The following is a 13,309-nucleotide window of genomic DNA, read 5'->3' as shown; positions in this document are numbered from 1 at the left end:
TCCCGGGAACTTCGTCCCGGGATGACATAGAGTGAGATTCGCCTTAAGTTAACACCCATACGCCTATGCGGGAATGACATCGACAGCTTAGCAACCATTGCACCTTATTTAATATAGGAATTAATAATCAAATTTAAATAGTCTTCGTCAATATTTTTTATCAATATCGTTTTTAAGCTATTAGTATGACCTTTAATAATTTCTATATCCTTGCGTGATAATTTCCATTCTTTTGCTAGATAATTTATGATTTCTTCATTAGCTTTACCTTGCTCCGGTGTTGCTTTTATAGATAATTTTAAATATGGGATATTATTGATGATTACAAAATCGCTAATTAGATTCTGTTTAGAATTAGGCTTTACTTTAAGATTAAGTAAAACCTGATGTGAAGAAGAATTGTAATTATAGAATTTATTCATTATGTTATTTATCACATTTATTTATGATAATAAAAGAATACTTGAAAAAACTATTAAAACTGATATAAAGTTTACCGTAAATGTTTAGCACCCTTAGCTCAGCTGGATAGAGCAACAGATTTCTAATCTGTGGGTCAGAGGTTCGAATCCTTTAGGGTGCACCATTCTTCATTTTTCGGTATTTCTACAAAAATATCAAACCGCAGATGCAGCATAAAATCAAGCTTTTTGCCGTTTAATGAAAGGTTCGATAAAACTAATTTTTATTAATTGTCTTTCACCAAATCTCTAAACTAAGCAGCTTTTCTCTTTCTCCTAAATAGTAAATTTATTACCTTATAAAAAGAAATATTAATAATTTAATTAAGCAACAAGTCGCCTTAATCTCGTTCATTTTTAACTGTGGTAGCGGGGCATTTCAAGCATCAACATTGCGGCAAAAACTGAATCGAGGCGAGTACCTGAACGCCGCCGATGAGTTGCTGCGATGGGTAAAAGCTAAAGGCGGTGTTAAGCTGCAAGGCTTATTGAAACGTCGGTAACATTATAGATTATAATTATTACTAATTATTAAAACTCCTTATTATTTCCTTTAATCCTCTATATATCACTACATCTTTTAAATCAATCTTAATTTATTTATTCATACTTTTGGTTAAATTTCTGTTGCTTTTTTAAAGGCCCTTATTATTTTCTTAATTAATTATTTAATAATTAATTTTAAAGCAAAAAATTTAATATTTAGGAGGTAATTATGGGAGGAGTAGCTAGTTCAGTAGTACAGCATGGGGCAAAACATGCAGTAACTCAAGCAGTACATCATGGAGCAAATCAAACCGCACGTCATTCAACACGTCCTATATCTCAAGGTCACAAAACACATAATACAGGTAGGCAACAACATAATAAACATCACACAACACACAAAGATACAGAAGCACAACAAACGCCCTCTTCTCTTAATACTAATCTTAGTCCCACAACTACCACCACTACTACTACTAGATTTAATGATTTTGGCTTTGATTTATCATTACAAGAACTGAATAGTAATAATAAGCCTATATTTATTTAACAAACCAAAAAATTGATGACGAGAAAGCAATAAAAATTGCTGAGATTTTGAAAAAAAGTAAGAGCATAACTACTCTTAATCTTAATAACAATGAAATAACAGATAAAGGAGCAATAGCGATAGCTGAGGCTTTAAAAATTAATAATACTCTTCAATCTCTTAAACTTATGGATAATAAAATAGGAAATGAAGGAATTAAAAGAATTGCTTGTGCTTTAATTGAAAATACTACCCTTACATCTCTTAATCTTATGGATAACAATACAACAGAAGAAGGTATAAATGCAATAATAGACGATTTAGAAAAAAATTATTCTCTTACTTATTGTAATCTTTCTATAAAAACCATCCCTAAACTTCAAGAGATCTTGGAGAGAAACCTTGCACTAGAAGAAGAAAATCATAAAAAAGCAGAAATATTAAATGCTGAAGGCGATGTTTTTTACAATGATAATGAATATAAGAAAGCAATAGGAAAATATACTGAGGCAATAGCTCTTAATAAACAGCGTTTATATATCAATAATAAACATAGAGCAGAAAAAGGTTATGAACAGCAATTAAAAGTAGAATTAATAGAACTTTTTAAGGTTCAAAACTTAAATATACAAATTGATGATTTATTAAATACCGATAAAACTTCTCTTAATATTTGTTATCAAACAATAAGTGATGAAGTAGCAAAATTAATCGCTGATAAATTAAAAGGTATTGAGACAATCACTACTATTAATTTTTCAGGTAGCCAAATAAGTACTGATGGTATAATTGCTATTATTGAAGTTCTAAAAACAAGTAAATATCTAGAGAAATTTGATTTTAGTTGCAGTAATTTAGGCGATCAAAAAATATCTATATTAGCTGAAATTCTACAGGTTAGTACTCTTACTCATATTTACCTTGGTGAAAATGATATAGGGATTATAGGAATTAAAGCAATTATAGAAGCTTCAAAGTTCAATAATAATATTGTACATCTAGATTTACACAACAACAATATAAGTAATGAGGGAGTAAAATTAATAGCTTAATTCTTAACAAATAATAAAACTTTAAAGCATCTTGATGTTTCAGGTAATAAGATAACGCTTGAAGTAGTAAAAGTAATTATTGAAGCTTTAAGAGAAAATACTACTATTACGCATATAGATTTAGAGCAAGATAATATAGATAATAAAAGCAAAGTTATAATTGAGAAATATCTACAGCGAAATAAAAATTTAATGAGTTTTCAAAAATTGGCTGATGGAATAAATGATAAAGTATCTACTAATATTGCAATAAATACTAAAGATAAAGCTATAATAAAAGATACTATAGAGAATATAGTAAACAACATTAAAGCCCTTAATAATGTAACCGATATAGACAAAATAACGGCTAGTATGGAAAAGCTTATAGTTAATAAATCTACAAAATTAGAAATTGTAACTATAGAACACCGACTTAACGAAATAATTGAAAACCAAAATATAAATGATGATGTTAGCATGTTAGGTGGTGATAATACTTTTGTACCCGCTGCTGGTTAATAATAAAATGCAAAAATATTTATCAATTAAGCAGATATAACTGGAGAAGGGGTGAAAAATTTCGTTGGATAATTTCCACTTTCTTTCTCCAATTTTTCAAAATGAAATATACCAAATCCAATACTTGTTGGAATCATAATAATTAATACTCCCCAGTTTCCAAAGGTTTTTATTAAATGAGGAAAACCAAAAGAGCTAATAACATACATACAAGCGGCTGATAAAGCATATGTAAATGTTACGGAAGTAAAGCGTTTAAAGATTGGAAAATGTCTAAAACAATTTGGTACAGCCGGCATAACATTAAGGGCAAAAGTCATGATAAGTGATTGAATAATGAATATTTGATTTGGATTAGAAGCCTTATTTAATAAATATGGACATAGTAATATTGTATAGTAAAAATACTTAATAATGCTTTTAGAATTTTTAAAGGATATATCTTATAACTTAATGCTGCTACTATTATTATACTTATAAGTTCTATTATAGATAATTTGAAATTTTGTTTTTATAACTTGTTCAGGAGTACAGTTAAATTTGGTTACAAGAATATCGCCACAATAAATATATGCAAAATAAAAACATACAGGCCATGCACAATCCATTATAAATAAAGCTATTGCTGTCTTTTTATTAATTTTTTCTTTCCAAATAGGATTATTTTCTAATACTTTTATATCCCTATTAGCTTTTTCAAAAGTTTTAAGTAATTTAAGCTTTGCATTAGCAAATTCAGGAGTTTCTCGTAATGCGGTTCTTGCTAATGTTCCTACAACGGCAATAATTGCACCGATACCAAATGCATAATGCCAATTAAAGCCATAAGAAGTAACAATAGTAGCAACCCCTAAAGCTGCGAAAGTTCCTACAGTAGCGAAAACCGTAGCTAAGGCTACAATAGGATATTGTATTGGAGGCTTAGTAAACTCGGTTAAATAAACTTCTGTTCCTATTACCTCTCCCATTGAGGACATACCTTGAACAATTCTACATAATATTATTATAATAGAAGCTGTTATACCAATTTCATTGTAAGTAGGAAGTAATGCCATTACTATGCACGAAGTAGCCATCATCATAGTTGTTATAACTACTGTAGTTTTTCGCCCATATGTATCGCCTAAATATCCAAAAACGAGAGCCCCGAGCGGTCTAAAGATAAAAGTAGCACATAAAGCTGCTATAGAGTAAAGCGAAGTAGCATAAGCATCAGCTTTTGGGAAAAAAAGCTCATTAAGAAGTACGGACATATGGACATAAAGCATAAGATCAAAATATTCTAATAAGGTTCCTACAGATAACAACCCTACAGCTTGTTTTTGTTCTTTTGTCAAACTTCTTTGTTCTTTTTCGTAGCCTAGCATAATTCTTGTATAAAAAATTAAATTGTAAAAAGAATTATACTGTTTTGTATAAAAGTCAATAAAGGATTTTGTCTTATATGTTTAAATAGATTAATAATATTTCCTAATGCTTAATTACAAATTAGAGGAATATCTAATATATTAGACCAAACTTTATCCCAACCTTTTGCATGAGAAATATTAGGAAAAGTTTGCTTTTTTACACATGGTGAGTTACTTGTTTTTACGTAAAGTTCTGCTATGAAAGGCGGGACTCTTTTGTCATTCATGCCAGAGAGATGTAATTGAGGGATATTATTAACTTGCTTAGCATAATTTATCGGGTTTAACGATTTAACTAAGTAACCACGATAATTATGATATTTATCAAATTTTTCAGTATCTAAATTACCGGCAATCGTTATAATATCTTTAACATTATTATTTTGAGCGGCAATTAATATTGTAAGCCCGCCCCCACCGGAGAAGCCGACTAAGCTAAATTTTTGTCCGTTATTGATAATATTTATGACATTGTTAATTGAATCTACGACTTCCTGCCCCATTCTTTTATCTAACCAATAATCGCTAACGCATTTTGGATTCATTTCTAAAGGAGTATATTGACAAGGTCGTGCTATATAAACAACATTCGGTCTTTTATCCATTGTAGCAAGCTTTAAGAGCATCGGATTAACAGGGGTAGGGTTGTCAGAGTTAACGCCGCCATCTGCAAGATGCCCATCTCCCTCAATATAGAATACGAAAGGTAGGTTATGGTCTGTAATACGCTGATAAGTCGTAAGAGTAAAATCACCACCGTTTACTAACCTCATATGAAAGTTATTTTGAGTTGCTATATCTTGCGAATGTTTTACTCTGCTAGCGACATCATGAGTAGTAGAACAGCCTGAAAGAAATATTGGTATTAAAAATATTATTGCCCAAATAAAATTTTTCATAACAATTTTGATTAAAACGGTATTTCGTCGTCTAAGTCGCTATGGTCAAAGGAATGATTTTTAGCTTCAGGATGTTTATATTCGCTACGCCCTGAATCTTGAGTATGATTATTAGAGTTTTTACTATCTAATAATATTAATTGTGAATTAAAATTTTGTAACACAACTTCCGTGGTATATTTTTCTTGACCTGAATTATCATTCCACTTACGGGTTTGCAATGAACCTTCAATATATAATTTACTACCTTTTGTAACATAGCGTTCTACAACAGATACTAACCCTTCGCTAAATATCACTACTCTATGCCATTCAGTTCGTTCTTTTCGTTCGCTGGTAATGCGATCTTTCCAAGTTTCGGTTGTTGCTAAGGAAAGATTAATGATTTTTTTCCCTTCGCCCGTAGTTCTAATTTCCGGATCACGCCCTACATTACCTATTAATATTACTTTATTTAAACTACCTGCCATAGATTATACTACCTATTTTAAAATATTATTATTGCAATAATAAAATAAAAGAGCCTATAATACTACAGGTTTTTTAAAAAATATCTCAAAAATTTTGTAGTGAAGTGATTATGAATCAAGAATATATTAAGGTACGCGGTGCTAAAGAGCATAATCTAAAAAATATAAATGTTGATATTCCAAGGAATAAATTTGTTGTTATCACCGGCCTTAGTGGTTCAGGCAAGTCTTCTTTAGCTTTTGATACTATTTATGCAGAAGGTCAAAGGCGATATGTTGAAAGCTTATCTTCGTATGCAAGGCAATTCTTGCATTTACAAAATAAACCGAATGTGGAATCTATTTCCGGATTATCGCCTGCTATCGCAATTGACCAAAAAACTACTTCTAAAAATCCTCGTTCTACAGTTGGAACTATAACGGAAATTTACGATTACCTTAGGTTATTATATGCAAGGGTTGGTATTCCTTACTCTCCGGCAACCGGTCTTCCGATACATAGCCAAACGGTTTCTGAGATGGTAGATATAATTAATGAACTACCTAAAGGCACGAAAGTATATTTACTTGCTCCTATTGTTAGAGGACATAAGGGGGAGTTCAAACGTGAAATTATGAATCTGAAAAAGCAAGGCTTTCAGAAATTAATAGTTAACGGTGAAGTTTGTGAAATTGATGATTTACCGAAACTTGATAAAAATAAGAAGCATAATATAGAAGTCATCGTTGATAGAATAGTTCTAGACGAAAGTTTAGGTAATAGGCTTGCAGATAGCTTAGAGAGTTCGTTAAATCTTGCCGAGGGAATTACTTATTTAGAAATTGTAGAATTGCCGCCGGCAGTTAAGACCGAATTTGAAAAAAATCAACGTATTACTTTTTCCGAAAAATATTCTTGTCCGGTATCCGGTTTTCAGCTTACTGAAATAGAGCCTCGAATCTTTTCTTTTAATAGCCCTTTTGGAGCATGTCCTAAATGTGAGGGAATAGGTAAGGAGTTTTTCTTTGATAGAGAATTAATTGTTCCAGATCAAAGAATTTCTATTAAAGACGGTGCAATAGTGCCTTGGGGTAGTACATCTTCTAAATTTATCTTAGAGACATTAAAGGCTCTTGCCGATCATTATAAATTTTCTATTGAAGTACCTTTTGCAAGTTTATCACAAAATGTTAAGGATATTTTATTTGAAGGTTCAGGAGAAGAGGCAATAAAATTTGAATTTCACGACGGTTCTAAAACGCAAATAATAAAACAACCTTTTGCCGGTATAATACCAAGTTTGCAGGAAAAGGACCGTACTATAGAATCGGTTTTAATTAAAGAAGAACTAGCTAAATTTAAGTCAGAACATAAATGTACTGCCTGCTCAGGGTTTAGATTAAAAGACGAAGCATTATGCGTTAAAATAGCGAATTTTCATATAGGCGAAGTAGCAGGTATGAGTATTGCAGCCTTGCAAAAATGGTTTAGTCACTTAGAAGAAAAATTAAATAAAAAGCAATTATTTATTGCTGAGCGTATACTCAAAGAAATTACTGAGAGATTAAAATTTCTTATGAATGTCGGGCTTGATTATCTAACGTTATCACGAGAAGCAGGTACTTTATCGGGAGGGGAAAGTCAACGTATTCGTCTTGCATCTCAAATAGGTTCAGGACTTAGCGGTGTTTTATATGTACTTGATGAGCCGTCTATCGGTCTTCATCAACGAGATAATACAAGATTAATCGAAACCCTAAAAAGGCTTAGAGATCTAGGTAATACCGTTTTGGTAGTCGAGCATGACGAAGAAACAATGTATGAAGCAGACCATATTATCGATATAGGGCCGGGAGCCGGTATTCACGGCGGTCGTGTTATTGCAGAAGGCAATGCAGAAGAAATAAAGAATTTTGAAGAAAGTATTACAGGTAGGTATCTAAGTGGTCGTCAAACAATCAAAGTACCGTCTGAAACAAGAGTAGGGCATGATAATAGGTCAATTGAATTACTTGGGGCGGTTTCTAACAATTTAGATAATGTTGATATCAAAATTCCGCTTGGTACGTTTACCGCTATAACGGGAGTATCGGGAAGTGGTAAATCAAGCTTGATGATTCATACTCTATATAAAGCGGCTCTAAAGCATTTAGAGACGACTAGCAAAGTATTTCCGGGAAAATATAGAGAATTAAAAGGACTTGAATATATTGATAAAATTATCGATATTAATCAATCCCCGATAGGTAGAACTCCTCGTTCAAACCCTGCGACTTATACAGGTGCCTTTACCCATATTAGAGATTGGTTTGTGGAATTACCTGAATCAAAAGCAAGAGGTTATAAAGTAGGCAGATTTTCGTTTAACGTTAAAGGCGGTAGATGTGAAGCATGCCAAGGTGACGGGCTAATTAAAATAGAGATGCATTTTCTCCCTGACGTATATGTAAAATGTGATATTTGTAATGGTCACAGATATAATAGAGAAACACTTGAAATAAAATATAAAGGCAAATCTATTGCCGATATTTTGATGATGACGGTAGAAGATGCAATGCAATTTTTTGAGAAAATCCCGTTAATCTATGAAAAACTAATTACTTTAAATGAAGTAGGTCTAGGCTATATTAAAATCGGTCAGTCTGCTACTACTCTTTCAGGCGGTGAAGCACAACGTGTTAAACTTGCTAAAGAATTATCAAGACGTTCAACCGGTAAAACGCTTTATATACTTGATGAACCGACTACGGGGCTACATATTGACGATATTAATAAATTGCTGAAAGTTTTGCATAAACTCGTTGATATGGGTAATACCGTTTTAGTTATCGAGCATAATTTAGATGTTATAAAAACGGCAGATTATATTATTGATGTCGGTCCTGAGGGCGGTGACAAAGGCGGTAAGATAGTTGTATGCGGTACTCCTGCCGATATCGCTGCTTGTGCGGAAAGCCATACCGGCAGATATTTAAAGCAATATTTGGAATAGGTCTAATGCCTATGATCGTGGTGGTGGGTATAGAAGCCTAGAGAAGAAAGTGCATTTGAGAATTCAGAGTTAGGAGTTATTTCATTTGGCACGCCGCTGCAACATATATGACCGTTTAAGCATATCACTTGATCGGAGTTTTTTATTACGGTAAATAAATCGTGCGAGATCATAAATACCGTAATATTTAGCTTTTTACGAATCAAATTAATAAGCTGATAAAATTCTTGTTGGCTTGTTACATCTAAAGACTGTAACGGTTCATCTAAAATGATTAAGTCGGGTTTATTAACTATTGAACATGCAAGAACTACCTTTTGAAACTGTCCTCCTGAGAGTTTAGAAATTTCTTGATCTTTTATATGTTCCAAATCAATAAATGAGTTAATCTCTTTAATATTGCTATTAAAATTACTAGGTGCTAACAAATCTAAAAATTTTTTTACTGTAATAGGTAGATCAGGGGTTAATCCGAACTTCTGCGGTACATATCCGATTTTTAATTTGGGATCAATTATAATCTCGCCGTTTGTAGGTTTTTCAAGCCCAAGCATTAACCGTACTATGGTAGTTTTACCTGCACCGTTAGGTCCGATTAAAGTAGTTATATTATTTTTTTTGACGGTAAAGCTAACGTTATTTATCGGCAATTTATTACCGAATTTTTTAGATACGTTACGAAACTCGATTATAGGTTTTTCCAAGATAATATTTTGTGTTTAAAGTTTTACGTCATTCCTGCACGGGTCGTTTTTTCCGTCATTGCGAGAAGAAACTGCAAGTTTCGACGAAGCAATCCAGTAAAAAAATTCTGTAAATCAGAATTTTTTTATTATTTTTTCTGGATTGCCACGTCGCTTTGCTCCTCGCAATGACGGTTTGATATCTACGCAACAACGCCTGCTCGCAATGACGGTTTAATGCGGGTAAGCCATGACATTATGTAGAATAAATGCCGATTAATTCAGTTTCAGCTAGTAAATGTTTTTGCAAAGCTAATACTAAATCTTGCTTGCTAGCGTTTTCATCAAGCTCAAGATAATCATTTAGAGCATATAGTTTGAAAAAATAACGATGAGGTTTACCGGCAGGTGGACAAGGACCTCCGTATTTCTTTTCTTTCCAGCTATTATCTAAAATTTTAATATTGCTATCTATTTGTCTTTCTGAAAGCTCAGTAATAGAAGCAGGAATATTATATATTATCCAATGATCCCATATACCGTGCGGTGGTGCTATTTCTATTGGTGCATCAGGGTCATCCATGATAAGCACAAAAGATTTAGTATCTATAGGAGCATCACTCCACTCTAAATGCGGAGAAACATTCTGTCCTTTACAAGTAAATTTATCAGGAATACGCTCATTATGCTTAAACGCCGTACTTGTTATTATGAAAGTCATAGGTTGCTCTTTTTATTATAACGTCATTGCGAGCGACTGTAAGGAGCGTGGCAATCTCAGGACTATAGTACGAGATTGCTTCGTCAATTACTTAACGTAATTTCCTCGCAATGACGATTTGGTATCATGCGGGCAATGCCTACTCACAATGACGTTTTGTCTATCAATTCACAACTTGCCATAGTCCGTCAGGTTGGCGGCATGCATTACCGTATGCTTTTTGTTGTTTTCCGCCTATTACAACTGTTTGAGTGTACTCACGGCAATATTGACCAGTGCTATTTCTATAAGTTTTATTAGGTGTTACGTAACCATGATTACCGTTATCCGGATTACGCCATTCTACGCTAGTGCCGCTAGGTGTTGCTTCTAAAGCTCTTTGTGAAGTGAGTTCAGCAAGTCTTCTATCCTGCTCATCCATACCTGCACCTATTTGTCCACCAAGAACTGCTCCAAGTAATGCACCTACACCTACTCCGACAAGCTGTCCTTTGCCCTTGCCGAATTGAGAACCAAGTAATGCACCGCCGGCACCGCCAAGAAGTGTTCCCGTACCTTGTTTATTCATACCGCCTGGTCCGTTACAGGCTTGTAACATAGAAGCTGCAAGAGCTATAATCATAATTTTAGATAATAGTTTCATATAAATTCTCTCTTTTTAAATATATAATTTAATAAGTATATGGTTTTTAGAATTTTGTAAAGTTAAAACTAGATTCTGTAAACAAAATTTAAATTATTTGTATTTTAAAATATTATTTTTTATTTTGTTCACGGAACCTAATTATAATTGAATTTTATATTTTCTTTGTTAAACTACAAAAAATAAATTGGAAAGATTCGTTATGGATACTAATAGCCGTAATCGGTTAATAAAATCGGCATCTTATTTATCGGTTACTACGGCATTAATTATTTTAAGTATAAAATTATACGCTTGGGTTGTTACCGATTCGCAATCAATTCTTGCTTCTTTAATTGATTCAATGCTTGATATAACTTCTTCCTTTATTAATCTAATAGCTTTAAGATTTGCCCTGCAACCGCCCGATCATCATCACAGGTTCGGGCATGAAAAAATGCAGGATTTAACAATTTTTTCTCAATCGATATTTTTCTTTGCTTCGGCTTTTTTTGTAGGCTTTTCTTCGGTTAAATCTTTATTTGAAAAAACAAAACCGGAGAATATCAGTGACGGTACTACGGTAATGTATGTATGTATATTCTTAACAATTATTTTAGTACTTTATCAAACTTATGTAATTAAAAAAACAGGATCGGAGATAGTAAAAGCCGATAAGCTTCATTATTTCACAGACTTATTAACTAATGTTATAGTAATTATCTCTATAAATTTAAGTGATTATTTTTGGTTTGTTGACCCATTATTTGGTGTAGTTATTTCGTTATATATATTTCACTCTTCTTATTCTTTATTTAAAAAGGCATTTAAAAATTTAGTCGATCATGAATTACCTGAGCAAGATAGACAAAAAATTATCTCGATAGTTAATAACCATTTAGGCGTAAAAGGTATGCACGAAATGAAAACTAGATATGCGGCTCAAAAAGCTTTTATTCAGTGTCATTTGGAAATGGACGGCAATATGTCGCTTTATAATGCTCATAAAATTAGCGATGAGATTGCTTTTGAAATATTGCAGGAATTTCCGGAGGCTGAAATAATTATCCACCAAGATCCTTTTGGAATCGAAGAACACGTAAATTACCGTGAATATATTGTTAGATAAAAAAACGGATTTTAATAATTTTTTCATGGAGCAAGCTTTAAAACAAGCAGGGATTGCTTTTGATAAAAATGAAGTTCCGGTCGGAGCGGTGATTGTAGATAGGTTAAATCAAAAAATCATTGTTAGTAGTCATAATAATACCGAAGAAAAAAATAACGCTCTTTATCATGCTGAAATTATTGCTATTAATGAAGCATGTAATCTTATATCTTCTAAAAATTTAAATGATTATGATATTTACGTTACTTTAGAACCTTGTGCTATGTGTGCGGCAGCTATAGCTCATAGCAGGTTAAAGCGTTTGTTTTATGGAGCTTCTGATTCCAAGCACGGAGCAGTTGAAAGTAATTTACGATATTTTAACAGCAGTGTTTGTTTTTATAGACCGGAAATATATAGCGGAATTCTTGCGGAAGATTCGAGGCTATTAATGAAAGAGTTTTTTAAGAGGATACGATAATCATGGTAGAGCATTGCTTACGTGGATTGGTTTATCCGTCATTGCGAGGAAAATTACGGAGTAATTGACGAAGCAATCCAGTAAAAAATTCTAATTTACAGAATTTTTTTATTATTTTTACTGGATTGCCACGCGGTCTTTGACCGCTCGCAATGACGATTTAGGTATCCACGCACGCAAGCCTCTCGCAAGAATGATATAAAGAAGTAAGAAAACATGTTAAAACTATTAACCCCCTATTATTTTAATAAATTATCAAAGGTTATAATACCTATATTAGCTATATCTACTTTTGTCATGATGATTATAGGTCTTTATTTAGCTCTAATAGTTTCGCCAGTAGATTATCAACAAGGTGAGTTTGTACGCATTATGTATGTTCATGTTCCTGCTTCTTGGATGGCCCTTGGTATTTATATTTTCATGGCAGCATGCAGCTTTAGTTATTTAGTATGGAAAACTACTATTAGCTATTTGCTAGCCGTAGCTTCTAGTTACGTTGGAGCTACTTTTACTTTGATTAGCTTAGTAACAGGTTCTTTATGGGGAAAACCTATATGGGGAACATGGTGGGTTTGGGATGCAAGACTTACCTCTATGCTCATATTATTTTTATTATATCTAAGCTATATTATCATAGTAAATAGTGCGGATAATATAAGAAAGGCACAAAATCCTGCTTCTATTATTGCTCTTATCGGACTGATTAACATACCGATAGTAAAATTCTCGGTAAATATTTGGTATAGTCTGCATCAGCCTGCTAGTGTTTTAAGGCTAGGGAGTCCAACTATTCACTCTTCAATGCTAAAGCCTTTAATTATCATGTTTATCAGTTTTATATTATATTTTCTATTAGTATTACTTTTAAGAACTTCTATATTAATCGACAAAATCAAAAACTACTAGCTGCGA

Annotated in this window: 16 protein-coding genes, 1 tRNA gene and 1 pseudogene; 9 read left to right on the top strand and 9 right to left on the bottom strand. The window is 32.6% G+C overall.

The window, feature by feature from the left end; all coding sequences use genetic code 11:
- Window positions 1-104: 104 nt before the first annotated feature.
- Complete coding sequence (locus RF_RS07035; protein WP_011271632.1) at window positions 105-422, bottom strand: A1G_07140 family DUF167 domain protein; 318 nt, start codon at window positions 420-422, stop codon at window positions 105-107.
- 87 nt (window positions 423-509) lie between these two features.
- Between RF_RS07035 and RF_RS07030 the strand changes: the two genes are divergently transcribed.
- From RF_RS07030 to RF_RS07015, 5 genes are all read left to right on the top strand, one after another.
- A tRNA-Arg gene (locus RF_RS07030) sits at window positions 510-586 on the top strand.
- A gap of 186 nt (window positions 587-772) precedes the next feature.
- Entirely contained in the window at window positions 773-964 is a 192-nt protein-coding gene (locus tag RF_RS09415; RefSeq protein ID WP_081427791.1) for a lysozyme, read from the top strand.
- 212 nt (window positions 965-1,176) lie between these two features.
- The gene (locus RF_RS07025; RefSeq protein WP_011271631.1) at window positions 1,177-1,497 is read left to right on the top strand and encodes a hypothetical protein; all 321 of its coding nucleotides are present in this window, start codon (window positions 1,177-1,179) and stop codon (window positions 1,495-1,497) included.
- 47 nt (window positions 1,498-1,544) lie between these two features.
- Window positions 1,545-2,528, top strand: coding sequence for a leucine-rich repeat domain-containing protein (locus tag RF_RS07020; protein ID WP_011271630.1), 984 nt, complete (start codon window positions 1,545-1,547; stop codon window positions 2,526-2,528).
- Window positions 2,529-2,720: 192 nt separating this feature from the next.
- Entirely contained in the window at window positions 2,721-3,029 is a 309-nt protein-coding gene (locus RF_RS07015) for a hypothetical protein (protein WP_011271629.1), read from the top strand.
- A gap of 26 nt (window positions 3,030-3,055) precedes the next feature.
- On the opposite strand, the gene RF_RS11725 is transcribed toward RF_RS07015, so the two are convergent.
- The 4 genes from RF_RS11725 to RF_RS06995 all read right to left on the bottom strand — a co-directional run bounded on the left by RF_RS11725 (window position 3,056) and on the right by RF_RS06995 (window position 5,807).
- Window positions 3,056-3,349 (bottom strand): hypothetical protein, encoded by a 294-nt coding sequence (locus tag RF_RS11725; RefSeq protein WP_011271628.1) that lies wholly within the window; start codon window positions 3,347-3,349, stop codon window positions 3,056-3,058.
- Window positions 3,350-3,472: 123 nt separating this feature from the next.
- Window positions 3,473-4,396 carry an MFS transporter gene (locus RF_RS07005; protein ID WP_011271627.1) on the bottom strand — a complete coding sequence of 308 codons (924 nt, stop codon included), beginning with the start codon at window positions 4,394-4,396 and terminating at the stop codon, window positions 3,473-3,475.
- 110 nt (window positions 4,397-4,506) lie between these two features.
- Entirely contained in the window at window positions 4,507-5,337 is an 831-nt protein-coding gene (locus tag RF_RS07000) for an alpha/beta hydrolase family protein (RefSeq protein WP_011271626.1), read from the bottom strand.
- An 11-nt stretch (window positions 5,338-5,348) separates the two neighbouring features.
- Window positions 5,349-5,807, bottom strand: coding sequence for a single-stranded DNA-binding protein (locus tag RF_RS06995; protein ID WP_011271625.1), 459 nt, complete (start codon window positions 5,805-5,807; stop codon window positions 5,349-5,351).
- A gap of 110 nt (window positions 5,808-5,917) precedes the next feature.
- Here RF_RS06995 and uvrA point away from each other — a divergent pair, with 110 nt between their 5' ends.
- The gene (uvrA, locus tag RF_RS06990; RefSeq protein WP_039595225.1) at window positions 5,918-8,779 is read left to right on the top strand and encodes an excinuclease ABC subunit UvrA; all 2,862 of its coding nucleotides are present in this window, start codon (window positions 5,918-5,920) and stop codon (window positions 8,777-8,779) included.
- 2 nt (window positions 8,780-8,781) lie between these two features.
- Here the strand turns inward: uvrA and RF_RS06985 are convergent, their stop codons facing one another.
- From RF_RS06985 to RF_RS06975, 3 genes are all read right to left on the bottom strand, one after another.
- Entirely contained in the window at window positions 8,782-9,483 is a 702-nt protein-coding gene (locus tag RF_RS06985; RefSeq protein WP_011271623.1) for an ATP-binding cassette domain-containing protein, read from the bottom strand.
- A 235-nt stretch (window positions 9,484-9,718) separates the two neighbouring features.
- A complete protein-coding gene (locus RF_RS06980) occupies window positions 9,719-10,183 on the bottom strand; it encodes a YbhB/YbcL family Raf kinase inhibitor-like protein (protein ID WP_011271622.1) in 465 nt (154 codons plus the stop codon).
- 163 nt (window positions 10,184-10,346) lie between these two features.
- On the bottom strand, window positions 10,347-10,826 hold the full coding sequence (locus RF_RS06975; protein WP_011271621.1) for an RT0821/Lpp0805 family surface protein: 480 nt from the start codon (window positions 10,824-10,826) through the stop codon (window positions 10,347-10,349).
- 202 nt (window positions 10,827-11,028) lie between these two features.
- Here RF_RS06975 and RF_RS06970 point away from each other — a divergent pair, with 202 nt between their 5' ends.
- Both RF_RS06970 and RF_RS06965 read left to right on the top strand, forming a co-directional pair.
- On the top strand, window positions 11,029-11,934 hold the full coding sequence (locus RF_RS06970) for a cation diffusion facilitator family transporter (RefSeq protein ID WP_039595224.1): 906 nt from the start codon (window positions 11,029-11,031) through the stop codon (window positions 11,932-11,934).
- Window positions 11,915-12,394, top strand: a complete 480-nt coding sequence (locus RF_RS06965; protein ID WP_011271619.1) for a nucleoside deaminase — start codon at window positions 11,915-11,917, stop codon at window positions 12,392-12,394. The genes RF_RS06970 and RF_RS06965 overlap by 20 nt, the downstream gene beginning before the upstream one ends.
- Before the next feature lie 37 nt (window positions 12,395-12,431).
- Here the strand turns inward: RF_RS06965 and RF_RS11720 are convergent.
- Window positions 12,432-12,612 (bottom strand): annotated as a pseudogene (locus RF_RS11720) (hypothetical protein); the annotation flags it as partial.
- On the opposite strand from RF_RS11720, the gene RF_RS06960 reads away from it, so the two are divergent.
- Window positions 12,611-13,303, top strand: coding sequence for a heme ABC transporter permease (locus RF_RS06960; RefSeq protein WP_011271618.1), 693 nt, complete (start codon window positions 12,611-12,613; stop codon window positions 13,301-13,303). The pseudogene RF_RS11720 and the gene RF_RS06960 sit on opposite strands and share 2 nt — an antisense overlap.
- Window positions 13,304-13,309: the final 6 nt, after the last annotated feature.

It is taken from the genome of Rickettsia felis URRWXCal2 (assembly GCA_000012145.1).
Classification (GTDB): Bacteria; Pseudomonadota; Alphaproteobacteria; order Rickettsiales; family Rickettsiaceae; genus Rickettsia; species Rickettsia felis.
This window is presented reverse-complemented; position numbering and strand designations above follow the sequence as displayed.

Coding starts and splice junctions, on each gene's coding strand:
- RF_RS07035 (WP_011271632.1), bottom strand. CDS start 422: ATGAATAAATTCTATAATTACAATTCTTCTTCACATCAGGTTTTACTT.
- RF_RS07025 (WP_011271631.1), top strand. CDS start 1,177: ATGGGAGGAGTAGCTAGTTCAGTAGTACAGCATGGGGCAAAACATGCA.
- RF_RS07015 (WP_011271629.1), top strand. CDS start 2,721: ATGAGTTTTCAAAAATTGGCTGATGGAATAAATGATAAAGTATCTACT.
- RF_RS11725 (WP_011271628.1), bottom strand. CDS start 3,349: ATGACTTTTGCCCTTAATGTTATGCCGGCTGTACCAAATTGTTTTAGA.
- RF_RS07005 (WP_011271627.1), bottom strand. CDS start 4,396: ATGCTAGGCTACGAAAAAGAACAAAGAAGTTTGACAAAAGAACAAAAA.
- RF_RS07000 (WP_011271626.1), bottom strand. CDS start 5,337: ATGAAAAATTTTATTTGGGCAATAATATTTTTAATACCAATATTTCTT.
- RF_RS06995 (WP_011271625.1), bottom strand. CDS start 5,807: ATGGCAGGTAGTTTAAATAAAGTAATATTAATAGGTAATGTAGGGCGT.
- uvrA (WP_039595225.1), top strand. CDS start 5,918: ATGAATCAAGAATATATTAAGGTACGCGGTGCTAAAGAGCATAATCTA.
- RF_RS06980 (WP_011271622.1), bottom strand. CDS start 10,183: ATGACTTTCATAATAACAAGTACGGCGTTTAAGCATAATGAGCGTATT.
- RF_RS06975 (WP_011271621.1), bottom strand. CDS start 10,826: ATGAAACTATTATCTAAAATTATGATTATAGCTCTTGCAGCTTCTATG.
- RF_RS06970 (WP_039595224.1), top strand. CDS start 11,029: ATGGATACTAATAGCCGTAATCGGTTAATAAAATCGGCATCTTATTTA.
- RF_RS06960 (WP_011271618.1), top strand. CDS start 12,611: ATGTTAAAACTATTAACCCCCTATTATTTTAATAAATTATCAAAGGTT.